This window comes from Shewanella sedimentimangrovi (assembly GCF_017354965.1).
GTDB classification, from domain to species: Bacteria; Pseudomonadota; Gammaproteobacteria; order Enterobacterales; family Shewanellaceae; genus Shewanella; species Shewanella cyperi.
The window spans coordinates 2,140,055-2,160,856 of the sequence record NZ_CP071502.1 but is presented as its reverse complement, the minus strand read 5'-3'; the positions used below and the strand labels follow the sequence as shown (position 1 = coordinate 2,160,856).

Genomic DNA, 20,802 nt, shown 5'->3' with positions numbered 1-20,802 from the left:
CTGCGTTAGAAGTTTAGGAGAATATCGTGCACATTTTCGTAAGTCGACCAACTTGGGTATCTCCTGAGTTTGATGCTGGGTTGGAAGTGTTTTTAACCTTAATTCAAAATATAGGGCTAATTCCAAGAACTCTGGGAAGTAGTGATTACCCCAGTAAAGCCCCTCTTGATGAAGTCATTGAGATAATGGAAGAATGCAAAGGTGCAATTATCTTGGGTTTTCCTCAATTATTGATTACTGAGGGAAAAATCAAAGATCATGAAATTGAAGCAGAATTATCACTTCCAACAGAATGGAATCATATTGAAGCTGCATTAGCATACTCAAAAGGGTTACCTTTAATAATGTTTCATCATAAAGGTGTAACACGCGGTGTTTTTGACAGGGGCGTTATGAACGCATTCATTCATGAGGTAGACTTTACATCCGCTACATGGAGTATGGAACCGGCTTTAAATGGAGCTATCAAAAAATGGAAGGCAAACTGCGAATCCGGTAATTCAAACTTCGGAGTTACCGCAACAGTAGATCCAAATAAACCTACTTGCCCAAATTGCTCAAACAAATCTAAACCTATGTATTTGAGCCCCTTGCCTAGCAGCATGAAAAGGTTCGGTAGTTGGACGTGTTCAGCATGTAACTATAGGGAGTAATAAACTTTAGGGAGTAACAGACGTCTTAAAAGGAAATTATTAATGGGATGCAAAATGTTTGGCTTGCGTGCCTTCGTCACTAATTTATTTGCCCCATATTGCGGCGTTATATTCATCAGGATTATACATGGAAGCTAAAATTTTAATTCCTTTGATATCTGCGTTAGTAGGTGCGATTATTGGTGCTCTATCGTCGATTATTACTATAACTATCCAACAAAGATCGCAGTCGAAAAGAGAAAAAATGAAACTGGCATCTGAAATGGTGGAGAATGATCGCAAGTTTTCATATGAATTAGCAAAAGCTAAAGGAAAGCCATATTCATTACCGCCTGTAAGTGTATATCAACATTATCATTTTGAAATTCTCACAGCATTAGAGAAGGGTAATATTAAAGCCAGTGATATTGAAAGAATAACATTAAAAAATAAAGAATTAATTAATGCTGCTAGATTCGGGGGTAAATAAAATAAAGCAATTTTGTCGCTACTATTGTGACTGAGATGGCTAACGCTGCTCTAGACCCTCCCACAAATTTTGTATTAGGTACAATGGAGTCGTTTCTATAATGGATTTTCTTAAAAGAATCCCTGTTTATTTCTTTGAACACTCAAGGCCCGAGTTTCACGGTGCTGTTACCGTATTAATTTATGCAATCGTGTATTGGGTGCTGTTTTTAGTCGCAGATTTAGTATTAAGAATTTTTGATCGGCGATTCATTATAAACTACGAGTTGGCTGGCTATTTTGTTGGTTGCATTGGCACCGGAGAGTTAGTTAGAGGATTTACTAAAATCTACTTGGTTAAGTCCGAAAAACTTAAACCTGTATTGGGTTCGGCTTTAGCTGGGGCGTCGCTTGGTTTTGTCTTCGGTTTTCTTATTATGCTGAAATGGCGGGAGTTTGGAGCCGAAAGCCTGGTGTTGTGGGCTCTAGGTGGGGCAGCTTTTTACTTACTGCTACATTGGTTACTGTATTTAGAAGCCAAAAAACGGGGGCTCAGCTAACAAGCGCAGGCGGTGAGCCACCCAATCCCTTGGCTCCCCCCTCGGGAGCCAACCCCCTCATTCTGGTCCCAACTCATGCAACCCCCCAAGTCGGGGGCTGAACAATTGTTGGTGCATCCGCATGGCAAACTCATCCGTCATGCCGGAGATATAGTCGGCGATAACCCGCATGCTGTTGTGGCCCTGTTCGTGGGCCGCACGCCACCTGGCCTGGGTGTTGTGTGGCAACAGCCGCTCGGGGTCCGAGGCGAAGGCCTCAAACAACTGCATGACTATCTGCTGGCCCTTGTATTCCAGCATTTGCAACTCGGGTTTTTGCACCACGTGGCGCAGCACAAAGGCCTTGAGGGCGGCGAGCGCCGTATCAAATCCTGCATCCAGTTCGGCATTGCAGGCCAGCAGTGGCTCTTCGAAACCTTCCTTGTTGCGGATACTGATGGCGGTGACAAAGCCGTTCACCAGGGTGCCAATGGCGTCCTTGCGCAGGTGGTGTTCGCGGGAGAACAAATCCCGGTCGATTTGTGCCAGCTCGGTGCGGATCCAGTCATCTTCGTTGTTGCAAAGCACGGGGGCCACATCCTCCAGCCATTGGTCGCGACGGACTATGCCCATGACTATGGCGTCTTCCAGATCGTGGACCGCATAGGCTATGTCGTCCGCCAGCTCCATCAGGGTGGCATCCAGTGACTTGTGGCGGGTCTTGGAATGGCGGGCATCGGCGGGACGGAAGATCTCGCCGAGTTTGTTTCTGTCTTCATCACAAAGCGGCGCCAGCACCCACTCCAGCATGGTGGCATCATCATCAAAGACCGCCTTGACCGGCGGCCAGTCCTTGGCCCGCAGTTGGCGGTAGTGTGCCACCTGGGTGCTTGGCAGATCGCCGCTGAGTTTCGAGGCCAGGGCGGGGTACTTGAGAATGCCGAGCAGGGTGCGGCGGCACAGGTTCATGCCAAAGCCTGGGGTATAGGGCTCCAGTTTGGTGAGAATTCTGAAGGTCTGGCCGTTGCCCTCAAAGCCGCCGTGTTCGCGCATCATGTAGTTGAGCGCCACCTCGCCGCCGTGGCCAAAGGGGGGATGACCTATGTCGTGGGCCAGGCACAGGGATTCAATCAGGCTCATGGAATCCAGCAGTGGCGCGTACTCGGCATGTTTGCGTCTGAGCTGGGCGGCGATACCGGTGCCTATTTGCGACACCTCCAGCGAGTGGGTCAGGCGGGTGCGGTAAAAGTCGTTCATGCCGACGCCGAGCACCTGGGTTTTGGCCTGCAGGCGGCGAAAGGCGGCGCTGTGAAGGATCCTGGCCCTGTCCCGCTGGAAGGGACTGCGGTGGTCGTTGCGCCTGTGCTTGTCTTCGCCGTGAAAACGATCGTGCCAGAGAGACGTCATGGGTTCACCTATAGCATCTTGTTGATTTCATCCAGATCCAGCTGGAAGCTGGGCACATAGACATCGATGAAGAACTTGACCGCAGGATCCGTGTTGGCCCTGAGCATGGCCTCCAGCCGGGTGCGGGCGGTATTGAATTCGCGGTTGCCGGCCTTGATCTCTTCCAGGCATTTCAAATAGGCACACAGGGTGTCGGCGGATTTGACCAGGGCCTTGAGTGTGGGATCGGCGTCATCGGCCAACAGCAGCGGCCGGTAGATGTCCTTGAAGGCCTCGGGCACCAGTTCCAGCAAGCGCTGCTCGGCGATGGCCTCGATTTTCTTGTACTCGGCCTCGATTTCGCGGTTGAAGTATTTGACCGGGGTTGGCAGATCGCCGGTGAGGATTTCGCTGGCATCGTGAAAAATTGCCAGGGTGGCGGCCTTGTCGGCATCGAGATTTGTGCCGAATTCACTGTTGCTGATCACCGCCAGGGCGTGTGCAACCATGGCAACCTGCAGCGAATGCTCCTGAACATTTTCCCGACGCACGTTGTACATCAGGGGCCAGCGCTGGATAAGCTTCATCCGCGCCAGATGGGCAAAGAAATGACTCATACTTCCCTCGGCTCTGGTTCACCTTGGCAATACTTTACTTATGTCTCTTTAAGCAGTGCCACTTGTCACTCATTTAGCTTAACTAAACTTGGTTCCTCGTTTCGCGACTCTTTTCTCAAGTCTAAAACAGTGTCGCCAAGATGAACTGAATCTAATTACGAAACCTCAATACGCCTAAGCCACTTTACCCTAAGGGCATGAAAATGGGCAGTTAAATTACCCACCGCCGGACGCAAGCCGGATGCACGGCAAATAAAAAGGCTGCCCCTGGGGCAGCCTTGTCGCTTCTATTACATTCACCTGTTACCGGCGGCCAGATGCTATTGGCGAAAAGCTATTGACGATGGCTATTGACTATAAGTCTCAAGAAACTCGCCAAAGGCCAGCAGCGCCTTTTGCAGATCTTCCTTGTGGGGCAGGAACACCACCCGCAGGTGATCCGGTGCCGGCCAGTTAAAGGCCGTGCCCTGCACCAAGAGGATCTTCTTGTCCTTGAGCAAGTCGAGCACCAGGCGTTCATCATCCCTCAGGTTGAACTTCTTGGCATCCAGTTTCGGGAAGGCGTACAGGGCGCCCTTGGGTTTTTTGACGCTGACCCCGGGAATGGCGTTTAGCAACTCGACACAGGTATCGCGCTGCACAGTCAACCGGCCGCTTGGCAAGATGAGTTCATTGATGCTCTGGTAGCCGCCGAGGGCGGTTTGCACGGCATGCTGGTTGGGCACGTTGGCGCACAGGCGCATGGAGGACAGCATCTCCAGTCCTTCGATATAGCTCTTGGCCGCTTTTAGGTTACCGGACAGCATCATCCAGCCGACCCGAAAGCCGGCGGCGCGGTAGGCCTTGGACAGACCGTTGAAGGTGACTGTGAGTATGTCGTCGGAAAGCGAGGCGGCGGGGATATGCACTGCGCCATCGTACAGAATTTTGTCGTAAATCTCATCGGCAAACAGGATAAGCGAGTGCTGGCGGCAGATTTCCACTACTTCCAGCAACAGCTCGCGGCTGTACACGGCCCCCGTGGGGTTGTTGGGGTTGATCAGCACCAGGCCGCGGGTGCGCGGGGTGATTTTGGCGCGGATATCGTCAAGGTCGGGAAACCAGTCCGCCTCTTCATCGCAGTGGTAGTGCACCGCCTTGCCCCCGGCGAGGTTGGCGGCTGCGGTCCACAGCGGATAGTCGGGGGAGGGGATCAGCACCTCATCGTCGGTATTGAGCAGGCCCTGCAGCGCCATCATGATCAGTTCCGACACACCGTTGCCTATGTAGACGTCTTCGATGTCGACGCCAAAGATCCCCTGGGACTGGTAGTGCTGCACTATGGCCTTGCGGGCGGAGAACAGGCCCTTGGATTCGCAATAGCCCTGGGCCGTGGGCAGATTGAGGATCACGTCCCGCACTATTTCTTCCGGCGCTTCAAAACCGAAGGGAGCCGGGTTGCCTATGTTGAGCTTGAGGATCCTGTGGCCTTCGTCTTCCAGGCGGCGGGCTTCCTTGTGTACCGGGCCGCGAATGTCATAGCAAACACTGTCCAGTTTGTTGGATTTGATTATGGGGTACATCGCTACCTCTGATTTGCGAAATGCTGTGGCCCGGAGTAAGTCTAGGCACGATAACGAAAATTCAGGGGCACTGGAAGGGGATAAAGCTGAAATATTTCGGTATTTTGCAGCATTATTGTCTGGGAAAGCCGCTTGCTGACATACATAAAAGCATATAAAACTGTTTCATAGTGCCTTTAAGGTGGTATTGCGCTGTTTTGGCCCTGGCCGCAGCCAATTTAACCTGGACTTTTGACCGCCGGAAGTCGGCGTTTGTTTTTGCGTATTTTTTGCCGACTTTTTACCGACTTTTTGAAATTTGGTAGCCGGCAGGGGCAGTGCATTTTTATCCATAGTTTTTTTGTGTTTTCTATCGATAAATCACTTTGATTTTTTCAATATAAACATGAAGATGGAAGGGGTTTGCCGGGTATGTTGCAAAAAAGTGGCAACTGAATGGAATTTCTGGTTGACTCACTTGGGGTTGCGTTTTATTTTCTGCGCGATGTTTTACCCTGAGACTCGTATTTGTGCCGGATCGCAGGCCAACCTAAAGCAGAGCGGTGCCCGAAAGCTGGGGCACCTTGTATCCTTTTTCAGCCCTATGGGCGTTATTTGAGGACCTGAGTGCATGTCTGAACCGACGGCGTTGAGTCTAATTCCTCCGGCGGTGGTGCTGGTGCTGGCCGTATGGCTGCGTCGCCCCATTCTGTCTCTTATCGTGGGTGCGGTAGTGGGTCTGCTGCTGCTTGATCCCGCCGAAATGCTGAACAACTTCGCTGCTACCTCACTTAAGGTGATGGCCGATGAGACCATAGGCTGGCTTATTCTGGTGTGTGGCAGCTTCGGTGCCCTGATAGCCCTGCTGGTCCGCACCGGTGGCGCCCTGGCATTCGGCCACAAGGCCATTGCCCTGGCGAAGGGCCGGCGCTCATCCCTGTTTATGACCTTTATCCTGGGTCTGGTGATCTTTATCGACGATTACCTCAATGCCCTGACCGTGGGTGAAACCATGAAGCGGGTGACCGACAAGTACAAGGTGTCCCGCGAGATGCTGGCCTATGTGGTGGACTCCACCGCCGCCCCCGTGTGCGTGCTGGTGCCGGTATCCACCTGGGCGGTGTTCTTCGGTGGCCTGTTGGTGGACAACGGTGTGGCGGACGAGGGGCAGGGGATCAGCGTCTATATGTCGGCCATTCCTTACATGCTCTATGCCTGGTTTGCCGTGGCCATGGTGCTGTTGGTGGCGCTTGGGCTGGTACCGGCGCTGGGGCCCATGAAGCGCGCCGAACTCAAGGCGGCTGCGGTGGAAGAGCAGCACGACGCCAATATGCGTCATGTGCACACCTCGGATGATTATGCGGTGCAGGCCATGGAAGAAGAGTTCGAAACCGCCCATAAGGATGGCAAGCTGCATAACTTCCTGGTGCCGCTGCTGCTGATGGTCGGTTTCACCGTGTATTTCGATATCGACGTTTGGAAAGGCCTGCTGGCGACCCTGGTGGTCACCCTGCCTTACTATGCGGTGCAAAAGCTGATGCCACTGTCCGAGATGATGGAGCAGATGATCGATGGCTTTAAAAACATGCTGCCTGCCATAGGCACGGTTATCGCCGCCTTTATTTTCAAGGACGTCTGTGACAGCCTGCTGCTGCCCCAATACGTTATTGACACCCTGAGCCCCTTTATGACGGCGCAGTTGCTGCCTGCGGTGGTGTTCCTGGCCATGGCGGTACTGGCCTTTGCCACAGGCTCCAGCTGGGGTATTTTCGCCGTGACCATTCCCATTGTGATGCCCTTGGCCCATTCCGTCGGTGCTGACATCCCTCTGGTGATAGGTGCGCTGCTGTCGGCCTCGTCCTTTGGCAGCCAGGCCTGTTTCTACTCCGACTCCACCGTACTGGCGGCCCAGGGCTCGGGATGCGATCTGGTCAGCCATGCGGTGACCCAGTTGCCCTATGCCATGATAGCTGCGGCTCTGGCCTTTGTGGGGTTTGTGCTTATCGCCTGATTTCCTTCCATGAAAAGAAACCGGCCTCAGGCCGGTTTTTTTATGGCGTTTTTTTGCGCTTTATTGCGCCAGTGTTCGTATATTTGATGTTGCTCAAACAGAAAGTCATTAATTTAGGTTAGTTTAGGCTCAGATAACTAAGACAAATCGGTAGCTCCAGGGCCAGCCGTTGAATAACAAGGACAAACATGACCAAATCCCAGGTTTCGGCTCAAGCAGAGCCCATGCCACTGATAATGAGATGGCAACGCTTATTACAGTTCGGTGACCTGTTTTCCAATCGGGATCATACCAAGGATTTCGATGGCTCACGGGCCAGCCAAATACACCACAGGGTGCAGGCGCTGGCCGCCATTTACATGTTGGTGGCGCTGGGCTGGATGATTCTGGACTATATCAGTATGCCGCTGGCGCAGTTTCAGGCCATGGTACCGGCCAGGAGCTTTATGGCCGCGGGCTTTATGGGGCTGGTGTTCTGGCAGGGGCGCAGTTCCAGCCTGCTGATGGCGCGCATCAGATTGGCCTTGCTGGTACTTATTCCATCGGCGTTCTATGTCTACAGTGCCCAGCTGCTGGAGCAGAGCCAGCAGATCTATCAGTATTATCCTCTGATCACCGCCGTTCAGCTGGCGGTGTTTCCGCTGACCCTGATTGAAGGCATGGTGCTGGCGCTGCCAGTGTTTTTCAGCGTGCTGTTGGCCTCGCAGATGAGTGGTTATCAGATCCCCCAGGAGCTGATGATGACCCTGATCCTCTTGGTTGCGCTGACCCTGTGGGCCCAGATGTCGCAACTGTTTATGTTGGTGAGCCTGTATCGACAGGCAACCCGGGATCCGCTGACTGGCCTGTTTAACCGCCGCGCCCTGTTTGAACGTCTGCAGACCGAGGTGCTCAGGGCGGACAGATATTTGCGCAGCGTAACAGTGCTGCTGCTCGATCTGGACAGATTTAAGCGGGTTAACGATCAGTATGGTCACCTGGTGGGCGACAAGGTATTGCAAAGCTTTGCCGTGGCGGCCCAAAAGGCGGTACGCAACGTGGATTTGGTGGGCCGCTATGGCGGTGAAGAATTCCTGGTGATCCTGCCGGAAACCGACGCCAAGCATGCGCTTGATGTGGCTGAGCGGATCCGCGAGTCCTGCGAAGCCCTGCTGGTGACAACCGATGACGGCGAGGAAGTGCGCTTTACCACCAGTATCGGTTTGGCCCAGTGGCAGGGGCCGGAAGATCTGGCAGAATTGGTTGAAAGGGCCGATAACGCCCTGTATAGGGCCAAGACAGCCGGCCGCAACCGGGTAGAAGTTGCCTGACACCTTTGAGTGGAACGGAAATTAAAAAGGCCAGCAAATTGCTGGCCTTTTTATCAATTCGGGATTCAGCAGCGGGAATTACACGCGCTTCTTGAATTCACCGGTACGGGTATCGATTTCGATCTTGTCGCCTTCTTTAACGAAGTCGGCAACCATCAGCTCGATGTCGGTACCTACCAGTTTGGCTGGCTTCATAACCTTGCCGGAAGTGTCACCACGGGCAGAAGGCTCGGTGTAACCCACTTCACGTACGATAGTGGTTGGCAGTTCAACGCTGATGGCCTTACCTTCGTAGAAGGTAACCTGGCAGGTGTCTTCCATACCGTCAACGATAAACTTGGCGGCATCGCCCACGTTTTCGGCTTCTACGTCGTACTGGTTGTATTCAGCGTCCATGAATACGTACATAGGATCGGCAAAGTAGGAGTAGGTGCAATCCAGACGCTCCAGAACGATAACGTCCATCTTGTCTTCACCCTTGAAGGTGGTCTCGGTAGAAGAGTCGATCAGCACGTGCTTCAGCTTCATTTTAACGATGGCAGCGTTACGGCCTGAACGAGTAGTTTCAGTTTTTTGAACAACCCAAGGGGCGTCATTAAACATGATCACGTTACCGGGACGGATTTCATGAGCAGTTTTCATTACTAAATTTCCTATATCTTGGACGTTTTACTAAAGGCGCTATCTTAACGATTTTTTGACGAATTGCACTAGTCTTGTAGCCAGATCTGTCGTCTTAAGTGCATCGCCTGGCCATTGTCCGGCATGGGCCAGCAAGGGCTCGGCGAGCGAATCAATATGTCGCCAGTGCGTTTGCACTGCCGTCGCCTGCTGCTGATTGAACGCCAGGTTGAGGTTCCGCCAGCAATCTGCAATTTCAGAAGCCAGATTATCGCAGTAAAGTTGCATAAAAGCTTCTAATTTTACCAGGTGGTAATCTTCTTCCTGCTGATAAATGTGCCAAATGAAGGGTCTTGCGGCCCATTGGGCGCGCAAAAAGGAGTCTTCGCCGCGCACTATGTTGAAATCACAGCTCCACAGCAGGCGATCGTAGCCCTGCTGATCCGTCATCGGCAGCACATGCAGGGTCAGATTGCCGAGCTCAATCCGCTGCCCGGGTGTCAGGGCTTCCACCGGGCCGGGCAGCAAGGCTTTAAGACTGTTGAAACTGCGGCCCTTGGGGATGAGGGCATGGACCCGCTGCTGGCCTTCGGACCAGAGTTCGCACAGGGCAGGCAGGGCCTCGGTTTCATAGCTGAAGACGCTGATGACCTTATCCTCTGCCTGTATGCCGCCAAGGCCCAGCTGTTGGAACAGCGCCATCTTGTTGCTGCTGTCGGCCTGCCAGGCGGCCCTTGCCTCAAACAGTCCAGTCTCGCAGATAAGACCACCTGTGGCGGCGCTGAAGCCGGGCATATAAAAGTATTTGTTGATGCCACCGGGTTGGAAGGAGGGCAAGCCATGACAACCCTCGACCCAGTCTTCGGCGCTCAGGTATTCCAGATTGAGCCAGCAGGGCGCTGTGGCAGAGTCTTTCACCGCCTGTTTCACCTCGGCGGGCAACTCGCAGGCAAAGGCTTCGATCAGCACCTCTCCGGCAACATAGGGCAGGTCGAGTGGGGTATTCCATTGCAGAACCCTGATGCCTTCCACCATTTGGGAAGGGAGCTTGGGATCCAATGCCGGCAGGATATGTCCAAAGCTGTTAAGGTCATCGACCCAAAGATGCACCTCTATACCGTGTTCGCTGGCCAGTTGCCGGGCAAGGCGCCAGGTGACCCCTATGTCACCATAGTTGTCGACGACGGCACAAAAGATATCCCAGTGACTGTGTTGCATCTATTTGCTGTTCTCTTGACGTATAAATAAGGCGTACAAATAAGGCGCTTGAAAAACGCGAATAAAAAAGCGGCACCTATGGCCGCTTCAGTATTGATGTCCGGGGAATTAATCTTCCAGTTCGGCCAGACACATTTCTTCGTAAATTTGCTTCACCCAGGCGTCGACGCGCTCTTCGGTCAGCTCGGGTTGACGGTCTTCGTCAATGCCCAGACCCACGAAGTGGTCGTCATCCGCCAGACCCTTGGAGGCTTCAAAGTTGTAACCGGCAGTGGGCCAATGGCCGATGATGATACCGCCGCGGGCTTCCACTATGTCGCGTACCATGCCCATGGCATCAAGGAAATACTCGGCATAGTCTTCCTGATCGCCGCAACCGAAAATGGCCACCAGCTTGTCGGTAAAGTCTATCTGTTCCAGCTCGGGGAAGAAGTCGTCCCAATCACACTGGGCTTCACCATAATACCAGGTCGGGATCCCGAACAGCAGCAGGTCGTATTCGGCGATCTGCTCCTTGGTGCTCTTGGCGATGTCTTTGACATCCACCATGTTTTTGCCCAGTTTTTTCTGGATCATCTTGGCGACAGCTTCGGTGTTACCTGTGTCACTCCCGAAAAAAAGACCTACAGTAGCCATTGTCTTTCCTTTAATATGTAGTTCGCGATTGCAATCAATCGTTTAAAGCCGGATTCAACCGCCAAATTGTTCCTGCAATATGCATTCGATTAGCTGGCTGCGGCTGATGTTACTGGCCAAAGCTTTTTCGTTCAAGGCGTCATATAAATCTTGTGACACTTTTAACTCTATTCGCTTTAACCCCTTGGCACGATCCCGCTGGATCTGGTTACGCTTGTTGACCTTGAGCTGTTGCTCCCGAGAAAGGGGACTGCTGCGGGGACGACCGCGGCGTTTTTCGGAGGCAAAAAGGTCTATTGTTATTCTGTCTGTTGCTTCTTTTGCCATGATAGTCAATTAGCCGATGCCTGCACCTTCCCAGGCCACCTGGATAATTCCTTTTGCAATAAAACCGGCGCAGCCGAGAAAAAGTACCAACCACACAATAAAGCGGCCGAACTTGGGAACATTGCCCTGCTTCAGTACGTCGTAGATGGCCATACCGATAAAAAAGAAGATACTGGCAAAAAACAGATTGAGGCCTATGGTCTCTATCTGCTCCATGTACTGGGACAACATCGACTGCTTCTCCTGATTCCCGCTGCTAATCATTCCGGCTGCAGGGCCGCCGGGATTGGAAGAGGCGGGAATATATCACATAGATAAAGTGCCCGCTACCGCCTGCCAGAGCACAAGTTTCAGTTAACTCAGAGTGGCAGCGCCAGGCTGTCAACAAATCCTTTCACCAGACGATTGAACAGCTCGGGTTTCTGGGCATGCAGCCAGTGACCCGTGGCGGCGATGGATTTCAGCTGCACCGCTGGAAACTGGGCCAGAATGGCGTCCTTGTGCTCGGCTTTGACATAGTCGGAATCGCCGCCGCGGACAAACAGGGTGGGGCCGGAATAGCTGATCGTGTGGAACGGCCAGCCAATCAGGGCATCGTAATTGCGCTTGAGGCCATCAATATTCATCTTCCAGCCAAAGCCTGTGTCGGTGCGGCGAAAACTTTTCAGCAAAAATTGCGCCGTGGCCTCATCAACACCGGCATCTTTCATGTGCACCAGGGCCTGGCGGCGGTCACAGCTGCCATCCAGCGGCAAACTGGTCAGCGCCTGGAACACCAGCTGATGTCTGTGGGGATAAGCGACCGGCGAGATATCGGCAGCCACTACGCCACTGACGCGCTCGGGGTGGCACAGGGCCGTGGCCATGGCGATTTTGCCGCCCATGGAGTGACCGATAAACAGCGCCTTGTCCATACCTTCCTCATCCAGCATGGCTACCATGGCATCGGCCAGGGCGGGGTAGTCCATGGTGTCCCAATGGGGGCTGTTGCCGTGGTTGGGCACATCCACCCGTATGACCCTGTAATCGCTTTGCAAACTTTGTCCCAGCGACTTGAGGTTATCCAGATCGCCAAAAAGACCATGAATAAGCACTATTGCCGGCCCCTGGCCGCCGATGGCTCTGTTGATGTGCATGTGTGTGTTCCGCTGCTGCCGCCTTTTCAATGGTGCGCAATTGTGCATGGCGGACCCAAAGGGATCAAGTTGTCGGTAGCCGTGAACCGTTCGCTGGCTTTTTAAACTGTCATGGCCGCAAGGCAGTTAAAAGGCCACAAGTTTTGAATTAAGAGTGCTTTATCAAAGATTCATAACTGTCTACACTGGTGGCCTTACTCCCTTTGCCGGACACAGTGTTGGCTGTGGCCGTCAGTGACGAACCATAAGATTAAGGAACTCGAGGGTTATGAAATACATTGAAGTGGATGAAGAGCTTTATCGTTTTATCGCAGCAAAAACGGAAAGGATAGGCGAGAGTGCTTCAGACATTTTACGGCGCCTGCTGGGGCTGTCGGTGACCGAAGTGGTCAACACCGAACCCAAGCCCATCAGCCAGCCTGGCATGGAGGCGACCCTTGCCCCTCAAACTGACATAAATGCCGAATATGATTTCGAGCATCTGCTGTCTGAATCCCTGCTGGAGCAACAAAAGGGCGCGGTTGGCCGCTTCCTGTTTGTGCTTGAGAGCCTTCATCGGGCGAACCCGGCGGGTTTCTCCAAGGTACTGCAAATCCAGGGCCGCGATCGGCTTTATTTTGCGACCTCCAGGGATGCGCTGTTGCAGGCCAGCCAGTCGGCCAATCCCAAGGAAATCGGCAGCAGTGGTTTTTGGGTTACCACCAATAACAACACAGGTAAGAAGCGCATGATATTGCAGGAAGTGCTGGAGTGCTTTGGCTGCGATCCCGTGCGTGCTGCCAGTATCGGCGAGCGGGCGCTGGGTTAAGTCCGCAAGCGCAACACAAGGAGTAATGGTTTTGGCAATACACGAGCGCGCCGGTACCCCGGCACAGCAACAGGATCTGGTCAATATTCCCAAACTCATGAGCCACTATTTCCGCCTGGTGCCGGATGCCGGCAATCCGGCGGAGCGGGTGAGTTTTGGCACCTCGGGCCACAGGGGCTGTGCCTTTTTGAATAGCTTTAACGAGCGGCATATCCTGGCCATCACCCAGGCCGTGGTGGACTACCGCAAGCAGGCGGGTATTCAAGGGCCCCTTTATCTTGGTATGGATACCCACGCGCTGTCACAGGCCGCCTACGTTAGCGCAATCGAGGTGCTTGTGGCCAACCAGGTGTGTGTCATCGCCCAGGAAAATGACAGCTTTACCCCGACGCCCGTGGTGTCCCATGCCATTCTCAGTGCCAACAAAAGCGCCAACAGCAACGAATTGTCTGATGGCTTGATCATCACCCCGTCCCACAATCCGCCCCAGGACGGGGGCATCAAGTACAATCCGCCGCACGGCGGCCCCGCCGAAGGGGAGATCACCTCCTGGATTGAGACCCGTGCCAACCACTACCTGGCACACAACCTCGATGGCGTCAAACGGGTTAATTACAGCGTGGCCCGCGCAATGCCGCTGCTCAAACACAAGGATCTTATCGGCCCATACGTGGACGATCTGGCCCAGGTCATAGACATGGAGGCCATAGCCAGGGCCAAGGTACGCATAGGTGTTGACCCCCTGGGCGGCTCCGGCATCTATTACTGGGACAAAATCGCCAAGCGCTATGGTTTGGACATTACGGTCGTCAACAACAGGGTCGACCCGACCTTTGGTTTTATGACCCTGGATAAGGACGGCAAGATCCGTATGGACTGCTCTTCGCCCCATGCCATGGAGGGCCTGCTGGCCCACAAGGATGCCTTTGATATCTGTGTCGGCAACGACCCGGACTACGACCGCCATGGCATAGTCTGCCCCGGCAGCGGCCTGATGGACCCCAACCACTTCCTGGCGGTGGCCATAGATTACCTATTGGGTCACAGACCCGGCTGGGCCGAAAACCTCGCCATCGGCAAGACTTTGGTGTCAAGCGCCCTCATCGACAAGGTCTGCGCCGCCCATGGCCGGCCCTTGATGGAAGTGCCGGTGGGCTTCAAGTGGTTTGTGGATGGGCTGGCAAATGGCACCGTGGCCTTTGGCGGTGAAGAAAGTGCCGGTGCCGCCTTCCTGCGCCGTGATGGCGGTACCTGGTGTACCGACAAGGACGGCTTTATTCTGGCGCTGCTGGCGGCGGAAATTTTGGCTGTCACCGGCCAGACGCCCGCCGAGCGTTATGAGGCGCTGGCGGCCAAACATGGTCGCAGCTTCTATCGCCGTATTGACAGTCCGCTCAATGCCAAGATGAAGGCCAAGTTTGCCGGACTTAATGGCGACAGCCTTAATGCCAGCACCCTGGGCGGCGATGCCATACTCGAGGTGCTGACCCATGCACCGGGCAACGGTGCCGCCATCGGCGGGATCAAGATAGTCACGGCCAATGGCTGGATTGCAGCGCGCCCATCTGGCACAGAGCCATTGTTTAAGCTCTATGCCGAGAGTTTTGTCAGCGAAGTCCATCTGACAGAGCTGATAGCCGAGGCCCAGGCCTTGATTGGCGCCGCCCTTAAGGGCTGATAGGCTAATCATTAAGACATAAAAAAACGCGCCCTTGGGCGCGTTTTCTTTTACCTTGCTTTCGGCTTTTTGTACTTATGGTCGAAAAGCCAATCAGTATTCCAGGTGGCAGCTCGGCAGATTGTTCTTCTGGATATAGTCCTGATGGTATTCCTCGGCGCGGTGGAACCGCTGCAGCGGCACTATCTCGGTCACTATGTGGCGAATGCCCCATTTGCCGGAGCGGGCCAGCGCCAGTTTGGATGCTTCGGCTTCGGCCTTTTGCTGCTTGTCGTGAAAGAAAATGGTGCTGCGGTACTGGGTGCCTATGTCGCCACCCTGTTGATTGAGACTGGTGGGATTGTGGTTTTTCCAGAACACCTGCAGCAGCTCTTCATAGCTGACCTGAGTGGGATCGAATTCCACCTGCACCACTTCCGCATGGCCGGTTTTGCCTTTTTTAACCTCTTCATAGGTGGTGGTCTGGTTATTGCCACCCATGTAACCGCAGGTGGCATTAAGCACGCCGGGGACCTGGCGGAAGAAATATTCCACGCCCCAAAAGCAGCCGGCGCCGAAGGTGGCCAGGGAGGTTTGTTGTGCTGACATGAATCTCTCACAATAAATGGATGTCTGGATGGCTAAACATTGTGAGCAAATGCCAAGACAAATGCAAGAGCAATGCAAAAGGAAAAGCAAGCGTAGAAACATGCGTAGCAGCAGTAGGGCAGAAGTAAGACCTTGTCCTCATCCGGTAAGGCAGCGAAAGGGATAGCTGACACCTCAGCCACTTATGTTAGTATTAGTCCCGTTTGTGCCCACCGCCGTTACGGATGAACAAGGAGAATTCGCTGTGCTCGACACTTTGCTTAAAACCAAAGATTTCCTGGCCCTGACCCTGGCCAATCCCCAAAGCTTTCCCGAGCCCTTTGGCTTCGACATAGGCGAACATACCCGGGTTGATGTCTGGGACACGGGCGTGATCCTGTTTCAGCCACTGCAGCAAGTCGCCAATAAAGATGTGGTGCTGTCCTGCGGCGTTCACGGCAACGAAACCGCCCCCATAGAACTGTGCAACGGTCTTATTCGCGATCTGCTGGAAGACAAAATCCGGGTCGGCGAGCGCACCCTGTTTCTCATCGGCAATCCGGCCGCCATCAACAATGGCACCCGCATAGTGGATGAGAACATGAACCGTTTGTTCAGCGGTGAGCATTCCCGAGGACCCGGATTGGTGAATCCGGAGCGGATCCGCGCCCGTAAGCTGGAAACCTATGTGGATCGTTTCTTCAGTGCCCGTGAAGGGGCGCAGCGCATTCATTACGATCTGCATACCGCCATCCGGGGTTCCAAGCACGAAAAGTTTGCCATCTATCCCTACCGTCCGGGCCGCGCCTACAGCGCCGAACAGATCATGTTCCTCAAGGCCGCCGGGGTGGATACTGTGTTGTTCCATCATGAGCCGACCACCACCTTCAGCTATTTCTCTTCCGAGAATTATGGCGCCGATGCCTTCACCATAGAGCTGGGCAAGGTCTATCCCATGGGCCAGAACGACATGACCCGCTTTATTGCCACCCGCGAGATGCTGAGCCGACTGATTTGCGGCCGGGATCTGGAGCTGGAAAGCTATGGTCCGGAAAAGGTCAACCTGTATCAGGTGTGCCGGGTGATCAATAAGCAGGCCGAAGACTTTGAATTTACCTTTGCCTCCGATGTCGAGAACTTTACCTCTTTCCCCAAGGGCTTTGTGCTTGCAAGGGAAGGGGGCAAGGACATCAGGGTTGAACTCGACAGCGAGGCCGTGGTGTTTCCGAACGCCAAGGTCCCCGTGGGGCAGCGCACTGTGATCATGCTGACAGCGGCACAGGCGCCGGACGTACGCTAAGCTTGTAAACCAATTTATACATCCGATCCGGTCCTAAGTTGGCGCCGGACGGGTGCCAATGGTTGATAGGTAGTTTACGTTAACGTAATGTTCAGTCCGCGTTTTAGCAACTGGCAGGGCGTGCTGCGCCGGCCACCAATAACAAGAGCAAATTATGAGCAACGCAACAACGAATAGCGAAACGGTGCATCGCGTCGCCTTTCTGGACAGGGAGTCGCTTGCTATCCCTGTGTTGAAAATTCTCCAAGCCGACGGTACCACCTTTGAACAGGCCGTGCTGCCTCAAATCGATGAGGCTCTGGCCAAGCGTATCCACGATGCCTGTGTCTTTACCCGGGTTCTGGACGAGCGCATGCTCGGTGCCCAGCGTCAGGGACGGATCAGTTTCTACATGACCTGTACCGGTGAAGAAGCCGCCATCGTTGGCAGCGTCGCCGCACTGGATGATAACGACATCATCCTGGCCCAATACCGTGAGCATGCTGCGCTGCGCTATCGCGGTTTCAGCACCGAGCAGTTCATGAACCAGATGTTCAGCAACGAGAAAGATCTCGGCAAGGGTCGGCAGATGCCCATCCACTACGGCTGCGCCGCGCTGAACTATCAAACCATTTCTTCCCCCCTGGGCACGCAAATTCCCCAGGCCACGGGTGTGGGCTACAGCCTCAAACTGAAGGGCCAGCGCAATGTCGCCGTATGCTACTTCGGTGAAGGCGCGGCCTCGGAAGGGGACTTCCACGCCGGCCTGAACATGGCCGCCGTGTTGAAATCGCCAGTGATCTTCTTCTGTCGCAACAACGGCTACGCCATCTCCACCCCAACCGAAGAGCAGTTTGCCGGTAACGGTATTGCCAGCCGCGGTGTGGGTTATGGCATGCACACCATACGCGTCGACGGCAACGACATGCTGGCGGTGTTGGCCGCCACCCAACAGGCCCGTGCCTACGCGGTGGAAAACAATGCTCCTGTGCTGATTGAAGCCATGACCTACCGTTTGGGCGCTCACTCTTCTTCAGACGATCCATCCGGATACCGCTCCAAGGAAGAAGAAGCCAAGTGGCGTGAACATGATCCGGTCAAGCGCTTCAAGCTGTGGCTGATCAACAAGGGCTGGATGACTGAAGCCGAAGATGTTGCCCTGTACGAGAAGTACCGTGAAGAGGTGCTGGCGGCGGTGAAGGTTGCCGAAAAGGTGCCTGCGCCACTGCTTGAGGAAATCATTGAGGATGTGTACGACAAGCCGACACCGCTGCTGCAAAAGCAGCTGGATGCGCTGAAAGAGCATGTCAAAAAGTACCCTCAATCCTATCCAAAAACCTCTGGGAGGCTGTAAGCCGTGGCTGAAATGAATATGTTGCATGCCATCAACAGTGCCCTGCGCATTGCGATGGAAAAAGACTCCACCATGACGGTGTTCGGTGAGGACGTGGGCCACTTCGGTGGTGTATTCCGTGCCACATCCGGTCTGCAGGATACCTTCGGCCGCGCGCGTTGCTTCAACACGCCGCTGACCGAGCAAGGTATCGCCGGTTTTGCCAACGGTCTGGCCTCCAATGGCATGACTGTGGTGGCCGAGATCCAGTTCGCCGACTACATCTTCCCGGCGTTCGACCAGATAGTGAACGAGAGCGCCAAGTTCCGTTACCGCTCAGGTAACGAATTCAACGTCGGCGGTTTGACCTTCCGTACCCCTTACGGTGGCGGTATTGCCGGTGGTCATTACCACTCGCAATCCCCTGAAGCCTATTTCACCGGTACCCCGGGTCTCAAGGTTGTAGTGCCCCGTAACGCCTATCAGGCCAAGGGCTTGCTGCTGGCGTCCATCCGTGACCCCAACCCTGTGGTGTTCTTTGAACCCAAGCGTCTCTACCGCGCTTCCGTTGGCGAAGTGCCGGAAGGGGATTACGAAATCGAACTGGGCAAGGCCGAAGTTATCCAGCAGGGCAAAGACATCACCCTGCTGGGCTGGGGCGCCCAGATGGAAATCCTGGAGAAGGCCGCCGAAATGGCCGCTGCCGAAGGCATTTCCTGCGAGGTTATCGACCTGCGCACCCTGTCACCCTGGGATGTGGACACGGTTGCCGAGTCGGTGAAGAAAACCGGCCGTTTGCTGATTAACCACGAAGCGCCGCTGACCGGTGGTTTTGCCGGCGAAATCGCCGCCACCATACAGGAAGAATGCTTCCTGTATCTGGAATCACCCATAGCCCGTGTGTGTGGTCTGGATACCCCGTATCCGCTGATCCACGAAAAAGAATATATGCCCGATGCGCTCAAGACCTTTGAAGCCATCAAGGCCTGCGTCGCATTCTAGGAGTCCGGTATGATTAAAGATTTTATATTGCCGGATATCGGTGAGGGTGTGGTTGAGTGCGAACTGGTGGAGTGGCTGGTTGCCGAAGGTGACACTGTGGCCGAAGACCAGCCGGTTTGTGACGTGATGACCGACAAGGCCCTGGTGCAGATCCCGGCCCCCTTTGCCGGTGTGATCAGCAAGCTCTATTACGCCAAGGGCGATATTGCCAAGGTGCATGCGCCGCTGTACGCCGTGGATATCGGCGGTGAAGCCGAAGCCTCAGCTCCAGCCGCAGCCGTGCCAGCACCGGCTGCCGCTCCTGCGGTTGCGGCTAGCGGCGCCGCTGTGGAAGAATTCCTGCTGCCGGACATAGGTGAAGGCATAGTTGAATGTGAACTGGTGGAGTGGCTGGTTGCCGAAGGCGATATGGTGGTGGAAGACCAACCCATCGCCGACGTGATGACCGACAAGGCCCTGGTGCAAATCCCTGCCATCAAACCCGGCAAGATAGTCAAACTGCATTATCGCAAGGGCCAACTGGCCAAGGTGCATGCGCCCTTGTACGCCATCGAAGTGGAAGGTGCCGCCGGCGCTGTTGCCGCTTCTCAGGCTCAGGGAAGCGCACAAGCTGCGCCCCAGGCTGCGGCCTGCAATGCTGCCGTGACACCTGTCGCCCAGGGCAAGGCCCTGGCGAGCCCCGCGGTGCGCCGTCTTGCCCGCAGCCTGGATGTGGACCTGTCCAAGGTTCCCGGCAGTGGCAAACACGGCCGGGTGTACAAGGAAGATGTGCAGCGCTTTGTCTCTGGACAACCTGCTGTACAGGCTTCAGCCCAGCCGCAAACAGCGACTGCTCCTGTAGCCGCAGCTGCCGCTGTTGCACCAGCCGCAGCCGATACAGTCGTCGCTATCCGCGGTGTTCAGGCCGCCATGGCACGCCAGATGATGGACTCTGTGTCCAGCATCCCGCACTTCACCTACTGCGAAGAGATAGATTTGACCGATCTTATCGCCCTGCGTGAAGCCATGAAGACCAAGTACAGTTCCGATGAACTCAAGCTGACCATGATGCCTTTCTTTATGAAGTCCATGTCACTGGCGCTCAAGCAATTCCCCGTGCTGAACAGTCAGGTGAATGCCGATTGTACCGAGCTGACATTTAAGGCCAGCCACAACATCGGCATGGCGGTGGACTCCAAGGTGGGGTTGTTGGTGCCTAACGTCAAGGATGTACAGAACAAGTCCATCCTGGAAGTGGCTGCGGAAATCACCCGCCTGACCGACAGCGCCCGCAGTGGTCGCGTGGCGCCGGCGGATATCAAGGGTGGTACCATCTCCATCTCCAACATCGGTGCTCTGGGTGGTACCGTGGCAACCCCCATCATCAACAAGCCGGAAGTGGCCATTGTGGCCCTTGGCAAGGTGCAAACCCTGCCACGCTTTGCTGCCGATGGCAGCGTGCAGGCCCGCAAGATCATGCAGGTCAGCTGGTCCGGGGATCACAGGGTTATCGACGGCGGCACCATAGCCCGCTTCTGTAACCTGTGGAAACAGTACCTGGAAAACCCACAGGAGATGCTGCTGGCCATGCATTGATGGTCGGGCATCAAAAAAGGACGCTGCGGCGTCCTTTTTTATTGGCTCCCGTGCTCAGTTGGCACGCGGCGCGGCCGCCGAGCCGCGGGCTTTTTGGGCCCTCCACCATAAAATGGGT

21 protein-coding genes are annotated in these 20,802 nt (G+C 54.6%); 11 read left to right on the top strand and 10 right to left on the bottom strand.

Annotated elements, in window-relative coordinates:
- Positions 1-26 precede the first annotated feature (26 nt).
- The 3 genes from JYB85_RS09395 (at position 27) to JYB85_RS09385 (ending at position 1,660) form a co-directional block, all read left to right on the top strand.
- A complete protein-coding gene (locus JYB85_RS09395) occupies positions 27-653 on the top strand; it encodes a transposase (RefSeq protein ID WP_207379108.1) in 627 nt (208 codons plus the stop codon).
- A 127-nt stretch (positions 654-780) separates the two neighbouring features.
- A complete protein-coding gene (locus tag JYB85_RS09390) occupies positions 781-1,122 on the top strand; it encodes a hypothetical protein (protein ID WP_207379107.1) in 342 nt (113 codons plus the stop codon).
- Positions 1,123-1,222: 100 nt separating this feature from the next.
- Positions 1,223-1,660: a hypothetical protein gene (locus tag JYB85_RS09385; RefSeq protein ID WP_207379106.1), complete on the top strand. Its 438-nt coding sequence runs from the start codon at positions 1,223-1,225 to the stop codon at positions 1,658-1,660.
- A 57-nt stretch (positions 1,661-1,717) separates the two neighbouring features.
- Here the strand turns inward: JYB85_RS09385 and JYB85_RS09380 are convergent, their stop codons facing one another.
- The 3 genes from JYB85_RS09380 to JYB85_RS09370 form a co-directional block, all read right to left on the bottom strand.
- Entirely contained in the window at positions 1,718-3,046 is a 1,329-nt protein-coding gene (locus tag JYB85_RS09380; RefSeq protein WP_207379105.1) for an anti-phage deoxyguanosine triphosphatase, read from the bottom strand.
- Positions 3,047-3,054: 8 nt separating this feature from the next.
- The gene (gene yfbR, locus JYB85_RS09375; protein WP_207379104.1) at positions 3,055-3,642 is read right to left on the bottom strand and encodes a 5'-deoxynucleotidase; all 588 of its coding nucleotides are present in this window, start codon (positions 3,640-3,642) and stop codon (positions 3,055-3,057) included.
- 347 nt (positions 3,643-3,989) lie between these two features.
- Entirely contained in the window at positions 3,990-5,204 is a 1,215-nt protein-coding gene (locus JYB85_RS09370; protein WP_207379103.1) for a pyridoxal phosphate-dependent aminotransferase, read from the bottom strand.
- A gap of 610 nt (positions 5,205-5,814) precedes the next feature.
- On the opposite strand from JYB85_RS09370, the gene JYB85_RS09365 reads away from it, so the two are divergent.
- A complete protein-coding gene (locus tag JYB85_RS09365; protein ID WP_207379102.1) occupies positions 5,815-7,194 on the top strand; it encodes a Na+/H+ antiporter NhaC family protein in 1,380 nt (459 codons plus the stop codon).
- A gap of 188 nt (positions 7,195-7,382) precedes the next feature.
- On the top strand, positions 7,383-8,504 hold the full coding sequence (locus JYB85_RS09360; RefSeq protein WP_207379101.1) for a GGDEF domain-containing protein: 1,122 nt from the start codon (positions 7,383-7,385) through the stop codon (positions 8,502-8,504).
- Positions 8,505-8,582: 78 nt separating this feature from the next.
- Here JYB85_RS09360 and efp read toward each other — a convergent pair whose 3' ends face one another.
- The 6 genes from efp to JYB85_RS09330 all read right to left on the bottom strand — a co-directional run bounded on the left by efp (position 8,583) and on the right by JYB85_RS09330 (position 12,436).
- Positions 8,583-9,146 carry an elongation factor P gene (efp, locus tag JYB85_RS09355; protein WP_207379100.1) on the bottom strand — a complete coding sequence of 188 codons (564 nt, stop codon included), beginning with the start codon at positions 9,144-9,146 and terminating at the stop codon, positions 8,583-8,585.
- A 39-nt stretch (positions 9,147-9,185) separates the two neighbouring features.
- Positions 9,186-10,343 carry an elongation factor P maturation arginine rhamnosyltransferase EarP gene (earP, locus tag JYB85_RS09350; RefSeq protein ID WP_207379099.1) on the bottom strand — a complete coding sequence of 386 codons (1,158 nt, stop codon included), beginning with the start codon at positions 10,341-10,343 and terminating at the stop codon, positions 9,186-9,188.
- A gap of 108 nt (positions 10,344-10,451) precedes the next feature.
- Positions 10,452-10,979: a flavodoxin FldA gene (fldA, locus tag JYB85_RS09345; protein ID WP_207379098.1), complete on the bottom strand. Its 528-nt coding sequence runs from the start codon at positions 10,977-10,979 to the stop codon at positions 10,452-10,454.
- Positions 10,980-11,033: 54 nt separating this feature from the next.
- Positions 11,034-11,306 carry a LexA regulated protein gene (gene ybfE / locus JYB85_RS09340; protein ID WP_207319806.1) on the bottom strand — a complete coding sequence of 91 codons (273 nt, stop codon included), beginning with the start codon at positions 11,304-11,306 and terminating at the stop codon, positions 11,034-11,036.
- Positions 11,307-11,315: 9 nt separating this feature from the next.
- Positions 11,316-11,537, bottom strand: a complete 222-nt coding sequence (locus tag JYB85_RS09335) for a DUF2788 domain-containing protein (RefSeq protein WP_207379097.1) — start codon at positions 11,535-11,537, stop codon at positions 11,316-11,318.
- 128 nt (positions 11,538-11,665) lie between these two features.
- Complete coding sequence (locus tag JYB85_RS09330; RefSeq protein WP_407695889.1) at positions 11,666-12,436, bottom strand: alpha/beta fold hydrolase; 771 nt, start codon at positions 12,434-12,436, stop codon at positions 11,666-11,668.
- Positions 12,437-12,710: 274 nt separating this feature from the next.
- Between JYB85_RS09330 and seqA the strand changes: the two genes are divergently transcribed.
- Both seqA and pgm read left to right on the top strand, forming a co-directional pair.
- Complete coding sequence (seqA, locus tag JYB85_RS09325) at positions 12,711-13,250, top strand: replication initiation negative regulator SeqA (RefSeq protein ID WP_207379095.1); 540 nt, start codon at positions 12,711-12,713, stop codon at positions 13,248-13,250.
- A gap of 31 nt (positions 13,251-13,281) precedes the next feature.
- Positions 13,282-14,928 carry a phosphoglucomutase (alpha-D-glucose-1,6-bisphosphate-dependent) gene (gene pgm / locus JYB85_RS09320; protein WP_207379094.1) on the top strand — a complete coding sequence of 549 codons (1,647 nt, stop codon included), beginning with the start codon at positions 13,282-13,284 and terminating at the stop codon, positions 14,926-14,928.
- Positions 14,929-15,021: 93 nt separating this feature from the next.
- Here the strand turns inward: pgm and msrA are convergent, their stop codons facing one another.
- The gene (msrA, locus tag JYB85_RS09315) at positions 15,022-15,516 is read right to left on the bottom strand and encodes a peptide-methionine (S)-S-oxide reductase MsrA (protein ID WP_207379093.1); all 495 of its coding nucleotides are present in this window, start codon (positions 15,514-15,516) and stop codon (positions 15,022-15,024) included.
- Between the two features lie 244 nt (positions 15,517-15,760).
- Between msrA and astE the strand changes: the two genes are divergently transcribed.
- The 4 genes from astE to JYB85_RS09295 all read left to right on the top strand — a co-directional run bounded on the left by astE (position 15,761) and on the right by JYB85_RS09295 (position 20,684).
- Entirely contained in the window at positions 15,761-16,795 is a 1,035-nt protein-coding gene (gene astE / locus JYB85_RS09310; protein ID WP_207382022.1) for a succinylglutamate desuccinylase, read from the top strand.
- 154 nt (positions 16,796-16,949) lie between these two features.
- Positions 16,950-18,128 carry a thiamine pyrophosphate-dependent dehydrogenase E1 component subunit alpha gene (locus JYB85_RS09305; protein WP_207323909.1) on the top strand — a complete coding sequence of 393 codons (1,179 nt, stop codon included), beginning with the start codon at positions 16,950-16,952 and terminating at the stop codon, positions 18,126-18,128.
- 3 nt (positions 18,129-18,131) lie between these two features.
- Entirely contained in the window at positions 18,132-19,109 is a 978-nt protein-coding gene (locus JYB85_RS09300) for an alpha-ketoacid dehydrogenase subunit beta (protein ID WP_207379092.1), read from the top strand.
- A gap of 9 nt (positions 19,110-19,118) precedes the next feature.
- A complete protein-coding gene (locus tag JYB85_RS09295) occupies positions 19,119-20,684 on the top strand; it encodes a dihydrolipoyllysine-residue acetyltransferase (RefSeq protein WP_207379091.1) in 1,566 nt (521 codons plus the stop codon).
- The last annotated feature ends 118 nt before the right edge of the window (positions 20,685-20,802 follow it).

Excerpts from the sequence above, each read along its gene's own strand:
- JYB85_RS09390 (WP_207379107.1), top strand. The coding sequence starts at position 781 with ATGGAAGCTAAAATTTTAATTCCTTTGATATCTGCGTTAGTAGGTGCG.
- JYB85_RS09385 (WP_207379106.1), top strand. The coding sequence starts at position 1,223 with ATGGATTTTCTTAAAAGAATCCCTGTTTATTTCTTTGAACACTCAAGG.
- JYB85_RS09380 (WP_207379105.1), bottom strand. The coding sequence starts at position 3,046 with ATGACGTCTCTCTGGCACGATCGTTTTCACGGCGAAGACAAGCACAGG.
- yfbR (WP_207379104.1), bottom strand. The coding sequence starts at position 3,642 with ATGAGTCATTTCTTTGCCCATCTGGCGCGGATGAAGCTTATCCAGCGC.
- JYB85_RS09370 (WP_207379103.1), bottom strand. The coding sequence starts at position 5,204 with ATGTACCCCATAATCAAATCCAACAAACTGGACAGTGTTTGCTATGAC.
- JYB85_RS09365 (WP_207379102.1), top strand. The coding sequence starts at position 5,815 with ATGTCTGAACCGACGGCGTTGAGTCTAATTCCTCCGGCGGTGGTGCTG.
- JYB85_RS09360 (WP_207379101.1), top strand. The coding sequence starts at position 7,383 with ATGACCAAATCCCAGGTTTCGGCTCAAGCAGAGCCCATGCCACTGATA.
- efp (WP_207379100.1), bottom strand. The coding sequence starts at position 9,146 with ATGAAAACTGCTCATGAAATCCGTCCCGGTAACGTGATCATGTTTAAT.
- earP (WP_207379099.1), bottom strand. The coding sequence starts at position 10,343 with ATGCAACACAGTCACTGGGATATCTTTTGTGCCGTCGTCGACAACTAT.
- fldA (WP_207379098.1), bottom strand. The coding sequence starts at position 10,979 with ATGGCTACTGTAGGTCTTTTTTTCGGGAGTGACACAGGTAACACCGAA.
- ybfE (WP_207319806.1), bottom strand. The coding sequence starts at position 11,306 with ATGGCAAAAGAAGCAACAGACAGAATAACAATAGACCTTTTTGCCTCC.
- JYB85_RS09335 (WP_207379097.1), bottom strand. The coding sequence starts at position 11,537 with ATGTTGTCCCAGTACATGGAGCAGATAGAGACCATAGGCCTCAATCTG.
- seqA (WP_207379095.1), top strand. The coding sequence starts at position 12,711 with ATGAAATACATTGAAGTGGATGAAGAGCTTTATCGTTTTATCGCAGCA.
- msrA (WP_207379093.1), bottom strand. The coding sequence starts at position 15,516 with ATGTCAGCACAACAAACCTCCCTGGCCACCTTCGGCGCCGGCTGCTTT.
- JYB85_RS09305 (WP_207323909.1), top strand. The coding sequence starts at position 16,950 with ATGAGCAACGCAACAACGAATAGCGAAACGGTGCATCGCGTCGCCTTT.
- JYB85_RS09295 (WP_207379091.1), top strand. The coding sequence starts at position 19,119 with ATGATTAAAGATTTTATATTGCCGGATATCGGTGAGGGTGTGGTTGAG.